We start from the raw sequence: 17,690 nt of genomic DNA on the forward strand, positions 1-17,690 counted from the left end.
AGAGGAGCGGCAACGTTGGATTGCAGCGGATGAGACGATGACGCTTTCCCGACAATGCCGACTACTCAAGGTCACTCGTTCGGTGGTGTCTGAGCAGAAAAAGCGCTTGCTGAAAGACGTTGCTGAACGTGATCTCATCTTATTGAAATTACAGGACGAGGAGTACACCCGCCACCCGTTTTACGGCTCCAGGCGGATGAGGCGTTGCCTTCAGGACTGCGGCTACCGCGTCAATCGCAAGCGGGTTCAGCGTTTGATACAGCAGTTGGGTCTGGTTGGCATGGCCCCCGGCCCCAACACTAGTAAGCCGCATCCGCAGCACAAGCTTTATCCGTACCTGTTACGGGGTGTCGATGTTATTCGGCCCAATCAGGTCTGGAGTAACCAAACAATAAGGGCGCAAAGCACAACCACAGCAATGACGAAGATTATTCCAAAACCATTGGCGGTCTCTAGCTCATTCATTAAATCACTATCAGCCTTGAATATCAGAAATCACTGATATTTTTTAGAAAAACTTGCAATTGGAAAAGCAGCCGTATTTATTGCTGTCAATTGTAGACACTTGTGAACAATTGTCCCGCCAGTGTCCCGAGCAAGCAAAAAAAAGCCTGCATCGCTGCAAGCCCTTGATTTATTTGGCTCCCCCGGACGGGCTCGAACCGCCGACCTAGTGATTAACAGGCACAAAACGCGTTGTATCATAAAATCTCATTTTATATATTTATTTTTAATTTTCATTACCTTATAAGTCTGATGCATCTCAGTTCGTCTCACTCCATATCACCAAATCGCAAGCACAACGCGACATTAAAAGCGACATTTTATGCTATAGTCTTTATGCATTTTTCGTTGAAAGCTGTTGTTCTCTAAGTAGGCTCTCATCATGCTAAAAACTGGCTTAACCGATAGATTAATCAAAAACGCTAAAGCAAGCACAAACACCGTAAGACTCAGGGATAATTCTTCCGACCCTGCTTTAAAAGGCTTCATGCTGCAAATTTTACCAAGCGGCCTAAAAACGTTTGCGCTTTCCTATACCAGTCCCGAATCAGGAAAAAGACGATTTATAAAGCTAGGGACCTACCCTGCCATGTCGCTAAAAGAAGGCCGCGAAGCGGCTCGACATAACCGCCAGATACTGGACAAAGGTTTAGACCCCATATCTTATGGCACACAATTAAAAATTGATGCGCTGACTCAAAAAGAACGAGTTAACAAACTAGGCACAGTACAGGATTTGTTTAAATTTTATTTGCTTGACCTGGAAATGGATCTCAAGCGATCTGCCAAACAAGTTAATTCGATTTATCTCAGGGACATAGATCCTTGCATAGGTGACCTAAAGTGCAGTGAAGTCACCACCGAACACATTATTGATATTATCGCCACTATCGAAAATAGAGGCGCACCAACACTTGCCAACCGAACGCGCTCATATCTCAGAGCGGCATTCTCTTTTGGCCAACATTGCAAATCTTCACCCCGTTGGAATAAAAACAAAGAACTCCCTAATTTCAACATCAGCATCAATCCAGTCATTGATACTAAAAAAGCACCGGGTGAAAATCGAGTCGCACATAATTATCTCAGTAAGGCAGATGTTAGCAGGCTTTGGGGCGAAATCGGTGTGGATGCCATGAGCCCCGACATGGCCCTGGCCATTAAACTGTTAATTTCTACCGGCCAGCGGGTTGAGGAAGTGTTAAATGCTTCTTGGTCTGAATTTGATCGGCAAGAATTATTGTGGACTATCCCGGCCGAACGAAGAAAAAATAGGGGTAAAAATAAAAGCAAGGAACCCCACTTGGTTCCTATCACGGAGTTCCATCTTCGCTTGCTCGATGAACTCAGACAATACTCTGGCAATAGTCAGTTCCTTTTTCCTCATCATCTCGATGGCACCAAACCTCGCACTAGCGATTCATTGTCACAAGCTGTTTACCGATTCTGTTCGCCTCAGGGAAACAGTAAGCGAACGCCCTTTCCAAAATTTGCCCCCAGAGACTTGCGTAGAACCTGGAAAACCTTGGCAGGCAGCATAGGCATTGGACTAGAAGTTAGAAACAAAATCCAGGGTCATGCTTTTCAAGACATTGGCTCAATCCATTATGACCGTTATGATTATTTAAAAGAAAAGCGGGAAGGTATCAACCAATGGACTGATTGGTTAGAAACCATTATTAGCCAATCAAACCAACTTCCTTTGATTGAATAAAACGTTCACCCTGAAACCGGTGCGTATTCTGATTAATTTGAACACCGATTCTGGTTGAACTTGAACACCTAAAACCCAACGCATCGGTGGAAGCGGATTTTTACTCCAAGTGTTCAACTTGGGTCAAGGAATTCAATTTTTTCCGCATCGATTCTCCTTTCAAATTTATCCGGTGGGCGTAAAGTGGTTCAACGATGAAAAAGGCTTTGGTTTCATTGAGCAAGCCGACGGCAAAGATGTTTTTGTTCACTTTAGCGTGATCCAAGGCAACGGCCGGAAAACCTGAACGAAGGTCAGCGAGTAACCCTGGAAGTGACCTCGGGGGCCAAAGGTCCACAAGCTGAAAACGTGACGCCTTTATAGTCGTCTAATCAGTGTACTGCACAGTGTGAAATCAGATTCGTAGCCTCGCCGTGAACGTGCGGACACTGACCTGCTGTTGCGAACAATACTCTGCCTGTGACAAACCACTGCTTTGCCACGCTTCAATATGCTGCCGCTATTTCGATGTGATGGCCATACCTGCTCCTGATCAAAAAAGCACAGGATGCCATCGGCGCAATATTTTTCACAGGCGGTACGGCTAAGCGCTTACTCAGATTCTGTCTAAATGTTTGTTTTTATTATAAAGTATGACAGTAAATCTCAAAAAAATTAACATAATCAATGTTATGCGAAGTCACACTGTTAGTGCAATATAGTAATGTCCTGTTTTAGCAAAGTTGAAATGTCCTATCCGGAGTAACTTAACCACGCGTTAATTTACCCAGGAGTCGGAAGCTATGAAGGAATTTATGACCATGAACCCGACAGGGTGACATCGCGTCGAAGTTATTCAAAAATTATCAGAAGCTATTTACGCTCAGCGTGCGGTAGTTATCATCCTGACGACGCCTCTCATGTGATAATCAGCGAATTATGGCGTACGTTACAACCGTGAGAGCGCAGCATGGGCATTCAGGATAGAGATTACTACTGGGAAAAACATAAATCAGCGTCAAAATCGAATGTCAGTGACTTTGACCAATTTCTCAAGCGCAATAAAGACACCAAGAAATCCTCCAAACAGAACTCTGGGGGTTTTAAATATCTTTTGATGCCGGCACTGATGCTGTTCGGGCTTTGGCAAGGTGCAGATAGGTTGCTGAAACAAAGAGCAGATCATCGCCCAACATCGCCCACCATTTCCATTCCTGGTGGTTCTGATCCTGTTGCTATTCCCATTTCAGGCGGTCTTGAAATAACGGCCGACCGGCAAGGACATTTCCGGGGGACGACATATATCAATGACGTTCCAATGCCTTTCTTGATTGATACCGGCGCAACCATAACCTCAATTCCTGCCAGCTTAGCCTATGCAGCTCACCTGCCCGTTGGCGCCCAAATAAACGCACATACAGCCGGAGGCCAAGTTGTAGACCGGCTTACTAAAATAAACCACCTGAAAATCGGCAATGCGAAAATCCAAAATCTTGATGCGGCCATTAACGAGCATCTGGAAGAAGTGCTGATCGGCATGAATACCTTGAAGTATTTCAATATCACCCAAAGCGGCAACACCATGACACTGGTGGCCAATGGTTCTTCGCCCGAACAAATTACCAGGGCTTCAATCATGCCGCCCTCCTCTGTTCGACCAAATATTTTGGCTGTAGAACAACCAATTGCAAAACAAGAAATTAAGCGACCGACAACCATAAAAAGAACTGTAAGTTGTGATGCCAGCAAAGTATGCACCACGAAATACAGCGACCGCTGACATAAGTATCAAATGCCTTATTCTTGGTCATTGCGTATTCCAATTAAATCCACCACCGATTCCAATGTCAAAACCACCAGGAATTCCAATCGAAACCCGCCAGTGGCGCCGACCGGCCCAGACCGTTTGACATTTCAGGTATCCAGCATCACGGCAAACGGGCGTTTTTATTCTACCTTTGAATTAGTCAATGCCTTGGAGCTGGAGAAGGCAGCCGGTAAACAAGGGCGCTTGGCGCTCAGTCTGATGCAGGTGGATTGTGTGATTTTAGATGAGTTAGGCTATTTACCGTTTTCACAGGCCGGCGGCGCACTGCTATTCCACTTACTATCCAAGCTGTACGAACGCAGGAGCGTCATCATATCGACCAACTTGAACTTCTCGGAATGGACTAGCGTGTTTATCGATGCCAAACTGACCACTGCGTTGCTGGATCGTCTGACCCATCATTGCCAGATTATCGAAACCGGTAATGACTCATTCCGTTTAAACACAGCAGCGCTAATGCCAAACAGCGCATCCAGTCTAGGAAGCGACCAAGCGGGAGTCGCCCATCCTTGCAACGATCCATCAACCACAAACGGAGCTGACTTAGTCGGGTCGACTAAAACCTCCCTGTGGTGTACGCTGGACCACTAAAGTCCTTGGTCAATTTTCGATCGGTACAACGCCTTCTAGATAATCAATATTCAACTGGCGTCAACAATGTTAATCTTTTAATCTCTAATAGACTTACATCATTATTCATGAAAACTAAAATTGCCATAACATTGATACTGGCAACAGTTGTTGTCATTTTTCTTTTCTTGTTTAGAGATCAAGTGAATATTGCGGTTCATACTTCTGCCGCGAATGTGACAGTGCACGGCGAAAATAATCAACAGCCTCCACCTGGCATTAGAGCAGAAGATGTTAAAGCGGATGGCAATATTAAAGCGCACGACAAAGAAGGGCGTGGTATTGACGTGAAAAAGATAACAGCTAAGGGCGATATAACCTTAGTGGATGAGAAATCAGCTAAAGATTCAGAACAAACACATTAGCTGTTATTTTTTTTAAAAAAGTTTGGTTAATGAATAACTTAAAACAATCCAAAATTATTCTGCTAGCCGCATTGAGCATTATTGCGCTTGATGCCTCACCGGAGAATGGTATCAAGCTTAATGATGCCAAATCTGAGAAGGGAAATATTACTGTTGTCGATAAAGGTAATGGCAATAGCGGAATAACAGCATCCAATTTAAATGCGGGTAGAGATATTATCTTAGTTAATATCCAGAATTCCAATATTACCTATCAGCAAATTCTTGCGGCGATTCATAGCCGATACGATACCAAAAAAACTATAGCCGTTTTAACAAACACTATAGGCGTTACTGACAAAGCGGTTAAAACTTTTTTCCGGATTTTAGGAGAAAAGAAGGTTCAACCGGATAAATTACTCGAAAAGCTGGCGGAAATTGCGGCTCAACATCAAGAGCTGGTTGCAAGAATGCAATCACTTGAAGACGAAGACCCTGCAGTAGAAAATTTACACAAAGAAGCGGCAAAAGCCATTGATAACGGCAATTATACGCTCGCCGAGCAGCTCTTGGCATCCGCTGAAGACAAAGACTTGGCCGTTGCGAAGCGGCATCAGGAAACGGCAGATAAGCACTTCCGTTCCGCTGCGGCCCATCGCGCTGAACGTGGCGAGTTGAGTCTGACACAATTGGATTATTTAGTGGCAGCATCGCACTTCAAGGAGGCTAGTGAAATGCTGCCGGCAGCGGATACGGAGAGCCGGATGGATTATCTAAACCGTCAAGCGTCAGCCCTTTATCGTTATGGCGATGAAAAAGGCGATAACGGGGTGCTAGCACAAGCAATTGGAGTTTTCCGTCAACAGCTACTCAATCTTCCACGCGAGCGCGAGCCGCTGCGATGGGCCGGGACCCAGACAGATTTGGGGATTGTCCTTGAAACTTTGGGCGAGCGTGAATCCGGCACGAAAACCCTCGAAGAAGCCGTAGCCGCTTATCGCGCCGCGCTGGAGGAATATACCCGCGAGCGCGTACCGTTGAAATGGGCTACGGTTCAGAACAATTTGGGGAATGCCCTTCGAGCCTTGGCCGAGCGCGAGTCCGGCACGAAAACCCTCGAAGAAGCCGTTGCCGCCTACCGCGCCGCGCTGGAGGAAATAACCCGCGAGCGCGTGCCGCTGCAATGGGCCGGAACCCACGTCAATCTGGGGACTGCACTTGCAAGATTAGGCGAGCGTGAATCCGGCACGGAAACGCTGGTGGCGGCAGTGCAGGCCTTCAGCGCAGCTCTGGGGGAATATACCCGCGAGCGCGTGCCGCTGAAATGGGCCATGACCCAGAATAATTTAGGTGCTGTCCTTCGAACCTTGGGCGAGCGTGAATCCGGCACGGAAACGCTGATGGCGGCAGTGCAAGCCTTCAGCGCCGCGCTGGAGGAATATACCCGCGAGCGCGTGCCGCTGAAATGGGCTACGGTCCAGAACAATTTGGGGAATGCCCTTCGATTCTTGGGCGAGCGCGAGTCCGGCACTAAAACCCTCGAAGAAGCCGTCGCCGCCTACCGCGCCGCGCTGGGGGAATATACCCGCGAGCGCGTGCCGCTGCAATGGGCCTTGACCCAAAACAATTTGGGGACTGCCCTTCAAATCTTGGGCGAGCGAGAATCCGGCACGGAAACGCTGAAGGCAGCGCTACAGGCCCATCGCGCCGCGCAGGAGGAAAGAACCCGCGAGCGATTGCCGCTGCAATGGGCCTTGACCCAAGTCAATCTTGGGGCTGTCCTTCAAGCCTTGGGTGAGCGTGAATCAGGCACAGAATCGCTAGAGGCAGCGGTGCAGGCCTATCAAGTGGCCTTGAGCGTTTTTGAAACAGCACAGGCACAGTACTATATCGAGCGTACCAAACAGAATTTAAGTCTTGCCCTACAACGTCTAAAACAGCGTGAAACAAAACATTAGAAATGTTTGCCACGATTTGTCTAACCCCTATTTGGATTCAAGCAACCTACGGAGGTTGGATTTTATACTTGCTATCACTTTAACGGATGATAAATCATGCAGACGTCCTATGGCTTCAACGACTACTAGTACATCAGATGGCTTGGATGGACGTCCGCCCGTTTGGGTGAAGGGACCATCCGTTTCCGTCAACAGCCTTTCGAGCGGTAGAGCCGAAACCATAGAAATATGACGTTCACTGTTAAACATCTCGGCATTTACGGAAAAGTAGCAACCCATCTCGATAGCGCGCCTGGCATCAGCCTTAGTTCCTGTAAACCAATGAAGTACGATCTTCCCTTGGTTTGGCGGAAGATATGCCTCGATGTGATCTAGCACGGTTTTTGCCGTCCGAACACTATGCACGGAGATCACCTTGTTACCAGCTTCCGCGCAGCGCTGCAAAATATGCTTGAAAACCTTCTTTTGTAGATCAAATGATTTATAGAAGCGTGGCCCCGCATCAAGCCCTACTTCGCCGATGTATCGTGTCTCCGAAAGATATACGTTCCATAACTCAAGCTCGCTGGCGTGTTCCTCAACGAGTTGAGGGTGAAGACCAAGTGCTGCACGCACATGGCGTGTAGTTTGCGCGAATTCGTGATTACGCGGCCAAGCTCTTGGGATAGTCGTCACGGCAAGCGTGAAAACGCCAGCCGCCTCTGCCTCTTGTACGGCCAGTCGATGATCTGGATAAAGGTCAAGATGGCAGTGGAAATCGACGAGACCTTCAAACACACTCATGATTATTCCTTCATCAGATCGGCTTTGTGGTGACACCGTTTATTAACTGGGCGACCTCGTTGAGGCCGCGTTGATAAACGTCGGCCAATTGATCGAGGCGACCAATTTCATCAGCAAGCGACCCAGGTTTGTGAATGAGCAACCTTGCCAAGTCTGGTCGCCTCCGTAATCGCTCGATTGCAAATTGAAACGAGCGTACTTGTTTGCCAATCGATCCTTTCGTATCGAGTGGATGAGCTCTAAGATCAGACACAGTATAAACAGTCGAATCGGAGCCAGGTCCCCAAGCCGCATCAAACGAAGCGCGACGGATCAAGCATGGAAGACAGTGTCCGCAGTGCTCAATTCCGTGCCCTTGCAGCCCTTGCCATCGACCTGATGCGGGTGATGAGCACGAAAGGGAGTCGTTAGCGGTAGAGCGAAGAAGCGCCTCATTTGCACATGAAGCGACCATTTCACCTTTGGTCTTGTCCCAGTACGGATTCTCGACTTTTCCATTAATGCCCAGTTTGGCAAGCAAATCGTTCCACCTAGCCATGTAGAAGGGGTGAGTCGTTCTCGTACTGTTCGAGCCCAGTCGCAAAGGGTCAAGAGGTACATTCAGAGCTATAAGCCCGTTTTCCGGTACGCGTAGCATGAATTGTGAGCCAAGCCCTGTGCCAGCAAACACGCCAAGCGCGAAGAATAGGAATGATCGCCCACGAGTCGTGTTTTCGGAGCCGACGCCTTCTACAAGACCGTCAGCAAAACCCATTGGCAACCGAAGTCGATCGAACGATGAGCTTGGGTAATGGTTTTTGAGTTTAGCGAACAGCTTGTTTTGAGCATCACTTGATGCGCTATCGCCTGCGTGGCTAATTAGTAGGGGTATATGTCCGTTTTCCAGAAGATCGATGGCCCCAATCAAGCTATCTAGTCCACCAGAGAATAAACTGACCTCATCGAATGTATTTGGTAACAACGTGGTTTGCGACTTAATGATGCTGCCAAATCGTTTTGGCCGCGACCTGAAACCTATGGACCAGCGATCTCCGGTCAGAAAATCCAGCATACATATAAGGGTTCCGGCGGCATTCTTCCAACGAGTTGGGTCGCTAACAGGGACAACAATTCTGATTTCGCGCGTCCATGAGTCTTGCGACTGTTCGACGCGCGATATTCTCGTGTCGGCGGCATGAACGTGCGCGGCGACGATGAGCAGATCAAGGCCAATTTCTGAAGGAAAAACATTAAGGTTCTTGAGGCTGGTCAAGGCTCCGTCGATGCCGTGGTCAAGTGATTTTTCTCCAGCGACAAGCTCTAATCGTGTCACCTGTTCATCAGTAGCATTTGGGATGTGAATCTGATCGTCGGGGCCGAAGCGACCTGCAATAAGGTGTCTCATCATTGATAGGCCTCCGCGTCACCAAGTGCCTTGAGAATTCCAAAGGATCGCTCATAAACAGAATCGACAAATGCCTGGATGCGATCTTGCGTCAGTACAGGCGTTTCGGTACGAGCTGAGGTTAGTGCATCACTGACGCCATTGCGAATAAAATCTCGCAACTGTTCTTGGATATGGAGCGCAGTTTGCGCATTGGTAGGCATGATGATGAGCTTGGTGCCAATGTCATTACACAAGCGCGCTTCAATGGCGTGGGTTGCATAAAGCTCGAAGACCGTCTGCATTTGGTCAGGTGTAAGTGCGTCCAAATTTGCGACACCCATTGTTGTAAGCTCGATTATCGTTTCGACGAACGCTTCCCTGGCGATACCATCATCAACGGTTCCTGCATTCGGGCATATGTAGTCAGCCAAGCCAATAAAGACTTCGCCAATTGGACGTCCTGCTAATCCCTCCAGATTAAGTGTACGAAGGGCTTCTGTTACACCGCGAGTCTGAACATCTGTAAGGAACCCTAACAACCGCGCACCGGCCCCCCGTGAAGCGCCCATCCGTTGTGCAGCGTGTCGTGCGCCTCCTGAGGATGTAGTTACATAGCCTGAAATCGCGCGCCCCAAGCTAGCTCTATCGCTCCCATCGGAGTGAGCAAAGCGAGTGAAGTTCCCTCTAGGAGCCATGAAGCGATTAGGGTCTGCTGGCACTGGTATTTCGGGTCGATTTGGTGGTGCTAGCGGTACGCTGTCTGGTAGGCTGTCTGGCAGTATTGACTGAGCAGGTTCACCTGCCTGGCCATTCGATTCGAGCCATGACGGAACAAGTGGCGTGCCTCCGCCTGGGCCACTGTATGTTGTCGATGTTCCCACTACAGGTCTCCCTTGCGAGTCTTACTCGCGCCCTCTGCCGCAAGTTTGAGCATCTGGTTGTTCGTGAGTTTAGACCAGCCTTCAAGCATCATTTCGTATCTGGCAATTGCATCGACATCTTTGAGTGCAGTCTGCCAACCACCAACTACCCAAGCCCCACATCGACTATCTGGTAGTGCTTGAATGAAATCCAACAACTTGCCCTGCAGGCTGGGTTGTGCCTTGACAAGGATTACCATTCCTTCAACCCCGGTGGGTTTGGTCTTGAAGTTATCGCCACTCATGATTTTAGTTCGCACTGCCTCAAACAGACTTTCCGCTTCGGGTTGCGCGAGTAGTTTCAATTCCGGCTCTAATGCTTGCACGGACAGTTTCGATTCAAAAAGCTTCTCTGCGACTTTGGCGAGATGCCCGAGTGCTGACGCTGGACCAAAGTAATCTTTCTTGTCCTTGGTCACGAACAGATAGGGACGAAGATCAATTCCTGCGAGCGATGGCTGCACTTGTGCCCAAGCCATAATCAATTGTGATGCCTTCCATTCGGAAAGAGTGGCGCTCTCTGCAGTCGCCACTGCCTTCGACGTTTTATCGTCGGAAGATTTCTCTTTTGTGTCGTTTTTTTTGCTGCCGTTTCCATCGGATGTACTGGCATATTCCAAAGATGCTAAATCCACGCAATGTCCTTGCGGATGAGTCACCGATACTGTCGCGATCTGCTCGAACAGGCTTGGCAAAAAGCGTTCGGCCAACATTAGCTTCGCGAGAACCGGTAGATTGATTTCATCACCGAAGCCGCGAGCATCAGCAGTACGCTTTCGCAGCAGCAACGTATTGAGGAAACGTTTAATCTGTCGAGGGTTTCCCTTTGTACCGCTGGCGAGAATAGGCCCGATCTGGTCACTGAGCATAAGGGCGTTATGCGCCTTGTCAGCTTTGTCGCCGAGCGCTTTGTTGACAGTTGCGGCGTCGAGTGGTGCGCTTTCCCAGGGTCGCTTTAATTTTAATCGAGCCTCTTTGATGAGTTCTGCGTAGCCTTTATCGTCCTCTCCAACCTCAGCGCCGATTAACAGGAGCGTTACATAGATGCGCGTCTCTGTTTCACCCAACGCTGGAATACGGAAAGGTACTTGGATCAGCTTTTCCAAGTAATTCCTTGCATAGTCGCGTGGTCCTGTTGTCTCCGGCAAGTCCGGGAAATGCTTGCGCACTGCATACTCGATCATTGCCTCGTCGGCGGCGACAACGAATGCCGTGCTTGCGGCAAAAACAAACAACCTAATAGCTTCGAGTGTTTCGATGGCTGTTTCCGGCAGACAACGATCAAGGTCATCAACCAAAACAACCAATTGCTCCACATCAGCATCCTTTAGAAGCTGATCGAAGGCTTTGCGAAAGCCTTCGATTTCTTGTGGCACATTCTTCGTCTCGGCTGGCTTCAGGATTGACTTGACGCCATCAATCGCAGTGGTAAGAGTTTCTTTGTTCGCCAACTGTCCAGGATCAGCCAGCACGCCTTCAAGTGCGCTAACGATAGTATCGATTTGACCCATTGTCGGTATGCCGGTGAAGGCCGTCATGGCCAAACCTCCTGATTTCTTGGCAACCTTCAGCCAATCGATCCGATTGAAGACGTTTTTGACCGCTATGGCGGCTTTAGTCGACGTCGGACGGTTTTCAATAAGCCCTGTCACGATGCCTTCGATTAGCGCTATTTTGGCGTCCTCAAAACCTTGGAATTTCCATCCATTGAACTTGAGGCATAGAACCTTATCGTCGCTGACGAAGCCCGCTTCGATCATTTCCAGAACACTCGACTTTCCAGCACCCCAGTCGCCATGTATACCGATTGTCAATGGCCGATCCGGACGCTTACGCAGTAGATCGATGATTGTAATAGCGATAGCTTCGTTGTTGAGTAGATCGATACTTGTCTCATTGTCTGTCAGAATCATTCGCCATTCCTCATCGTCAGTGCCTTTTTCTTATGTATCCAGCATGTCCCAATTGTCGCCAAGAACCCAACGTAGGGCAGACAGCTTGCCATTAAGCATTCCCCATTCGAAGTCATCCCAGCCCAGATTTTCCCTGCCATACTTGCGTTCAATCTGTTCCGCTGCCTGCTTTGCCTTTTCCAGGATTGGTTTTTGCCCCTCTGTCAATTCTTCTTCCCCAGTATCAAGACGATACAGCCAATTCTGGTGTCGGTTCCACCAAACCTTGTTAGAAAGTTCGTCGATTGCATCAGTGATTTCCGTCAGCCGCCTTGGCTCTTCAACCCATTCTTGCTCAATCATCAAATCGGCGAATTGTGCGGGATGAATGCGACGTAGGGCCTCGCCAAGAGTAATAAAATAGAGCGACTTTACTCTCGAAAATAAGGATGCAATGTCTGGATGTGGTTGCTTGTTCGTCGCGCTCGGATGGCTAAAGTCCTTCGTATTATGGGATATAAAGGCAAACCGGCTTTTAACCGTTGTACTAATCTCATCTGCGTAGAGCTCAATTAAAATGGCATCATCGATACCATTGCGTTGCCTATGGAACGGTGCGCGCTTATCAATTGCACGTTGTGCCGCGCGTAGCTTCACCGCATCTGAAATTTCAATAATTGGGGTATGCTCGAATAGCCTCTCGATCCGACTGACAGTGCCAATTGCAGCCTCTCCCAAAGTCGGAAGCCGGTGATCAACATCGTTTAGCTGATTTAGGACAGCCTGCTTTAGCTCTGGGTCGCCAAACTTTTCCACGACCTCCTTAGTACGCTTCAGCGTACTCGACAGGCTGCGACTGCTCTCTTCGATGACCCGAGCTTTATTACGGTCGAATTCATCAACGACTGTGCGGGGAAGGATCAATGCTATATCTCCCTGCCGAACCAGTTCTTCGAGAGCGTTCAGAATAGCTTGCTGCTGGTAATCTTTGGCGAGATCGAGCCATACGCAGGTATCAATAAGAATCCTAAACATGGGATATTTTACTCATGCGGCCTGACACTCAATATAACTGCTCCATTGCGCCTCAAACTCCATCATTCAACCCCCAACGCCTTAAAAACCGCATCAACAGGGTCAGAGTAAAAACTGGTTTGGAATTTGGCAAACAACTCACCCGGCACGGTCGGAATATCCGTTACGCTCGACATCGGCAGCAAAATGCGTTTTGCACCTGCATCGAAAGCAACTTGAAGACTCTCTGCCAGATTTCTAACCTGAACAATAGTCCCGCCCAAACTCATATCCCCATCACGACCATCTGCGATTGCATGGGTTTAATTAATGCAGCGGAGCACAGCGCTATAAAGCCGGCCAGGGTTAATGCATCCGGTGTACCGGTATTTTGTAGTTCGACAAGGTGTAGATGAAAGTCATGCTCGCCACTTTTTATGGAAGCACTCACTCTCGACGCATTCGCTTTGAAGTAATCGAAGGCCACTTTGACTGATTCCCGTGGCGCAAGACCTGAGACGTTGATCTTGCCGTTGCCATTGATCGATTGTATTTCCAGGCGATAAGTGCCTGGCATTTCAGACGAACCCATGCTGATGGTATGCAATGTACCGGGTTGCAAGCGGCCTTCCGGAATCAGTGCGCCACTGGATTGTTCCGGCACGGTAATAAAACGTTCCTGAGCCTCTTCAAGATCGATGTAACTGAAATGCACATCGTAAAACTCCATGCCGCCGATTTTTTTCAATTGCTCTTTGACTCGTCGCCGAGTTTCCAAGGCATATTCCAGGCACTTGCGAACGATCTCTTTATCGTAATCGCCGTTCGGGCAAAGCAACTTCAATAAGCCTGATGTCGTGCGCCTTACCGCAATCGTATCCCGCTGATTCAGGTTGTTACCAAGCTTAAACCACTTGTCGATAGCGTCCGCAAAATTACGCTTACGCATTTCCCGTAAGAACTCGGCCAGGTAATCGACGATCATGCCGTACTGATTGGTAAAGAACTCAGGCCGCATTTTGGGGATTTCCCAACCCGGCACATAGGCGTGGAACCGGTCAAAGAATGCGGAATCGATCATCACTTCCGGAAACGGGGCCAACAGATGAGATGTTTTGACCAGGGACTCGACGCTTTGATTGATGTTACCGATAAACACCATTGACGCATTGGCGTTGATCGATTCCCGACCACGACTGAAGGAGCCCGAGGCCATGTAATCCTTCATGATCTGGATGCCGTCCTTGTCTTTAAAATTGATGCCGGCAACTTCATCGAATGCCACGACATCCCATAAGCCCACCAACCCGACTTTGCGCGCACTCATGTTGTAGAACAAGTTGGCGACCGTGGTCTGCCCGCCGGACACCAGAATGCTATTTGGACTGATCTCTTTGTAGATGTGGCTTTTACCGGTACCGCGCGGACCCAGTTCACAGTAGTTGTAATTGTTTTCGACCAACGGAATCATCCTGGCCAATAAATGCCACTTCGCCCGTTCCTTAAAACAGGAGGGTTCCATCCCGGTTGAACGCAGTAGTGCGTCTATCCATTGTTCATGGGTAAACAGCTTCCGACTTTCGAACAATTCCTGCATGTCCATATTGGGCATCTGGATGGGCTTTAATTCCGTGACGATAAAAGGAGAGCCCTTCTGATTTTCCTCGAACTGGTACAGTACCGTCACAATGCACCAAATGCCGCCCACCAATAACTTCTCAAAATCACGGACAAATCGATCCGATATTTCCGCATTTTTTACGCCAAGGTTTGCCAGCAATGCCTCATAAACATCCCTCTTTTCGTTGAGTTTGACGGTGACTTTATCGATAACCTTGTAGGTGCTGCTTTCCCTTATCTTCGACTTCACTTTTTCGGCTTCGTCAGGACGCACATAGTTTTCCGCCAAGATACGTTTGACGTTTTTTAAACCGGCCTGAATCGTCTCATCGTCGTCACTCGCGCAGTACATGCCCAGCAAATATTCCAACACATAGACAGGTACGTTCGCGCCTTCTTTGATCAGTTTGGTTAAGTCTTTGCGGACCACCTTGCCGGCAAAGTGCTGGTTTAGCAGCTTATCCAGACTGGTATCCATGTCGACGGGATTTAAAGTTTCGGTCATCGGTGATCCTAGAAATCGTTGCTAAAAGCCAAGTCCACCTTCACCGGCACCCGCAACACTTCCACTTTCGTGGAAGCATCTCGGGCAACTAAAAAGTAATCTTTATTGCGATCATAAGCACCAGACAACACCGTCAGCATCAATGACCGTTTACGTTCATCCAGCAATTGCGAGCTACTATCAAAAGTAACGGTCTGCTCGTTACTGATGGGCTTATCGCCGTCGCGTAGCGAAATCACCACCGACCGCGCTAACACCCGTTCAGAAACGGCCTCGTTCTGGATAAACTCAAAACGCTGGGTATTGGTGACCACCTTATTGGACGCACCCAACAAGCTGATGCTGACTGGCTTGGTTTTGGTCGCTTCCGACTCACTCTCGCGAATGGCTATTAATGGAACCACGATTTCCTGCGGCATCGCACTGCCATGAACAAATCGTGCGCCACCGGCAAAATGAAAACGACTGGCTCCCTTCGGTACCCAAAAATCGAGACTACCCTCCATCTCGGTACCCGCTGTCAACGCAGTATTTCCAGACCAGGCTTTGTCGATACTGCCAAGATTATGGCCAAGCAAATAACGCTTTTTCGCTCGTAAAGTCCCTTCCGGTTTATCGCTTAATGCGGATTTATCTGCTTCTTCCAGTGCGGATTCCTGATACATAAAGCCGTGGTCCGCCGTTACCAGCACATTCGAGCCATTCAGACTGTTCACAATAAAACTGACTAACTGCGCAAGTTCTGTGACCGTGTCGGCGGCCGCCTCAAAGGTTTTGCTCTCGGACGATTGCTTATCGCCAATCAAATCGATACGGTCATGGTAGATATAGATCAGTTGCCGATCCTTTACGAACTCCCGGCCCTTATCTTTGCCCATCACTAGCAAGTCTTCAGCTTTAATGGCAACGCCGGCATAGGCCGTTAAATGCCCGCTACGTTGTTCTATTGACGATACCGGCTTGCCATCGGCGACAAGATCCAGATTCGCATTGGTTTTGTAAGACAGTGTTTGATGAGGCAGCAAAGCCGCCATACCTAAGCCGGTATAGCTCGGCAACACGCCTAACAGGCTGGAAAGGTTAGCTTTGAGTCGGCTCTTACTATTGATGATCTGAACCAACTCCTCTGCAACTTCATAGCGTAAGGCATCAGAAATCACTACAAACATTCGTTTGGTACCGCTATCCGATAAGGGGCTGACAACCTTGGCGAAAAAGTCTTGCTGATTAATAACCGCTGGTAGTCGCCAGGTGGAAAGCAAACCGGTTTCGCCCTCCAGTACTCTATCCCATGCCGAACTCAGCTGGGGAATAAACCAGCCGGAATAGCTGGCTTCAATCCGTTGCCTCAATTCATGCAAAACCGCCCAGCCCATCGGTTCGACATATTCAGCCGCGCGATTGAAATGCCGATAGAGTTGATCGAAACGAAATAGCTCAGCTTGATATACGGTAAACCCGGCCTCGGCAGAGGCAAAACTAAAGCCGTCCGGATACTGCGCCTTAAGGCTTAGAAATTGCGTACCCGCTTCCAAAGCGTCATAACTGGCCGCCAATGCTCGGCTCACGTCATTGGCATTGGCCAGAATAGCGTTGGCCCAATGACCTTCCCGGCGACGGCCAATCAAGGTAAACACCGACTCCATCATAGCGCCGGCACCGCTGAGGACTCTATCTTTCAAGTCACTGATGATACGCCGCTCGACTTCTTCAAAAGTCATCACTTCAACGAGATCATCGGCTGAAAATCCGCTTAGCACCCGATTAAGCTCCAAATCCCTTTCCACAGTGGCGGAAATCAAATTGTAACTACTGTAATGGCTTAAGTCAGAACGCCATCGGGAAGCAAATACCGAGGCATTGGCGGCCAGATGTTGTTCTGGCAGAATGAAATGCTTTAACGATTCCGCTGGATCACAAAGTAACGACCGGCAAAAATCGGTAACCAGGATGCGGAACAGTAAATCGCGCAAGCTGGGGTCGGTTTCCGAGTAGCCGAATTGCGCTTTTGCCAACAACCAAAACGCATCGCCCAAATCATTACCGATAATGTCTTGCCAAAGTTTAGGTTGAGCATTCAACTCGACGTTGCCGTCACTCACCAGTGCCGCAAACAAGCGCTGGAGTATGGCAAAAAACTCAGGCTGGTCTGCACGAGTCAGAACGGCCAACATCTTACGGTCAAGATCGTCGGCGTTATCGCCGGCTACCACCAAGCGTTTCAAGCGTTCAACCCGGTCTTTGGATCGAAAGAATTTACCGCGTCCCTTCAAATAGCCGCGCAGACTTTGCGACACCAAACCCAAGTCATCCAGTAAAATCGATGTCGAATCGGCTTTAAAGGACTTACTGCGCAGCCGAATATCCAGCAGCCAATCGTGATGTGGATCGGGCTCTGCTTGTGGGCTATAAAGCAACCAGCGTTGATCGAGTTGCCTCTCAATATCGATTTTGACTTGCAGCGCCGGCGTCTCATTCAGCCGAACCAAATTGACGCCTTCCAAGGCGAGGTTTTCAATAGACGTAGAAAACTCAGCATCGACATCATTCCAAAACACAATGGGATAAGCAGCAAACAAGCTGACTAACGAATCGGTGATACGTTGTAAACTCATGCGAATATCTTCGTTAGA

General features: G+C 48.7%; 14 protein-coding genes and 2 pseudogenes. 7 read left to right on the plus strand and 9 right to left on the minus strand.

Features of this window, described 5'->3' with window-relative positions:
* Positions 1-37 precede the first annotated feature (37 nt).
* From EBA_RS15620 to EBA_RS15630, 3 genes and pseudogenes are all read left to right on the plus strand, one after another.
* Entirely contained in the window at positions 38-502 is a 465-nt protein-coding gene (locus EBA_RS15620) for an IS3 family transposase (protein WP_192375566.1), read from the plus strand.
* A gap of 384 nt (positions 503-886) precedes the next feature.
* Entirely contained in the window at positions 887-2,218 is a 1,332-nt protein-coding gene (locus tag EBA_RS15625; protein ID WP_192375567.1) for a tyrosine-type recombinase/integrase, read from the plus strand.
* 163 nt (positions 2,219-2,381) lie between these two features.
* Positions 2,382-2,581 (plus strand): annotated as a pseudogene (locus EBA_RS15630) (cold-shock protein).
* Positions 2,582-2,612: 31 nt separating this feature from the next.
* On the opposite strand, the gene tnpA reads toward EBA_RS15630, so the two are convergent.
* Positions 2,613-2,708: an IS66 family insertion sequence element accessory protein TnpA gene (gene tnpA, locus EBA_RS24940; RefSeq protein WP_407663600.1), complete on the minus strand. Its 96-nt coding sequence runs from the start codon at positions 2,706-2,708 to the stop codon at positions 2,613-2,615.
* A 459-nt stretch (positions 2,709-3,167) separates the two neighbouring features.
* Between tnpA and EBA_RS15635 the strand changes: the two genes are divergently transcribed.
* The 4 genes and pseudogenes from EBA_RS15635 to EBA_RS15650 all read left to right on the plus strand — a co-directional run bounded on the left by EBA_RS15635 (position 3,168) and on the right by EBA_RS15650 (position 6,957).
* Positions 3,168-3,977 carry a retropepsin-like aspartic protease family protein gene (locus EBA_RS15635; protein ID WP_192375568.1) on the plus strand — a complete coding sequence of 270 codons (810 nt, stop codon included), beginning with the start codon at positions 3,168-3,170 and terminating at the stop codon, positions 3,975-3,977.
* Positions 3,978-4,108: 131 nt separating this feature from the next.
* Positions 4,109-4,567 (plus strand): annotated as a pseudogene (locus tag EBA_RS15640) (ATP-binding protein); the annotation flags it as partial.
* 156 nt (positions 4,568-4,723) lie between these two features.
* Positions 4,724-5,020 carry a hypothetical protein gene (locus EBA_RS15645; RefSeq protein ID WP_192375570.1) on the plus strand — a complete coding sequence of 99 codons (297 nt, stop codon included), beginning with the start codon at positions 4,724-4,726 and terminating at the stop codon, positions 5,018-5,020.
* Between the two features lie 29 nt (positions 5,021-5,049).
* Positions 5,050-6,957, plus strand: coding sequence for a tetratricopeptide repeat protein (locus EBA_RS15650; protein WP_192375571.1), 1,908 nt, complete (start codon positions 5,050-5,052; stop codon positions 6,955-6,957).
* Positions 6,958-6,984: 27 nt separating this feature from the next.
* Here the strand turns inward: EBA_RS15650 and qatD are convergent, their stop codons facing one another.
* The 8 genes from qatD to pglZ all read right to left on the minus strand — a co-directional run bounded on the left by qatD (position 6,985) and on the right by pglZ (position 17,672).
* Positions 6,985-7,740, minus strand: coding sequence for a Qat anti-phage system TatD family nuclease QatD (gene qatD / locus EBA_RS15655; protein WP_192375572.1), 756 nt, complete (start codon positions 7,738-7,740; stop codon positions 6,985-6,987).
* 13 nt (positions 7,741-7,753) lie between these two features.
* Positions 7,754-9,127 (minus strand): Qat anti-phage system QueC-like protein QatC, encoded by a 1,374-nt coding sequence (qatC, locus tag EBA_RS15660; protein WP_192375573.1) that lies wholly within the window; start codon positions 9,125-9,127, stop codon positions 7,754-7,756.
* Positions 9,124-9,801 carry a Qat anti-phage system associated protein QatB gene (qatB, locus tag EBA_RS15665; protein WP_324615379.1) on the minus strand — a complete coding sequence of 226 codons (678 nt, stop codon included), beginning with the start codon at positions 9,799-9,801 and terminating at the stop codon, positions 9,124-9,126. The genes qatC and qatB overlap by 4 nt, the downstream gene beginning before the upstream one ends.
* A 185-nt stretch (positions 9,802-9,986) precedes the next feature.
* The gene (qatA, locus tag EBA_RS15670) at positions 9,987-11,939 is read right to left on the minus strand and encodes a Qat anti-phage system ATPase QatA (protein ID WP_192375575.1); all 1,953 of its coding nucleotides are present in this window, start codon (positions 11,937-11,939) and stop codon (positions 9,987-9,989) included.
* A 30-nt stretch (positions 11,940-11,969) separates the two neighbouring features.
* A complete protein-coding gene (locus EBA_RS15675; RefSeq protein ID WP_192375576.1) occupies positions 11,970-12,953 on the minus strand; it encodes a PIN domain-containing protein in 984 nt (327 codons plus the stop codon).
* Between the two features lie 62 nt (positions 12,954-13,015).
* A complete protein-coding gene (locus EBA_RS15680) occupies positions 13,016-13,216 on the minus strand; it encodes a hypothetical protein (protein WP_225616331.1) in 201 nt (66 codons plus the stop codon).
* Between the two features lie 2 nt (positions 13,217-13,218).
* Positions 13,219-15,057, minus strand: a complete 1,839-nt coding sequence (gene brxL, locus EBA_RS15685) for a protease Lon-related BREX system protein BrxL (protein ID WP_225616332.1) — start codon at positions 15,055-15,057, stop codon at positions 13,219-13,221.
* An 8-nt stretch (positions 15,058-15,065) separates the two neighbouring features.
* Entirely contained in the window at positions 15,066-17,672 is a 2,607-nt protein-coding gene (pglZ, locus tag EBA_RS15690; RefSeq protein WP_192375577.1) for a BREX-1 system phosphatase PglZ type A, read from the minus strand.
* Positions 17,673-17,690: the final 18 nt, after the last annotated feature.

The sequence above is a fragment of the Methylomonas albis genome (genome assembly GCF_014850955.1).
Classification (GTDB): Bacteria; Pseudomonadota; Gammaproteobacteria; order Methylococcales; family Methylomonadaceae; genus Methylomonas; species Methylomonas albis.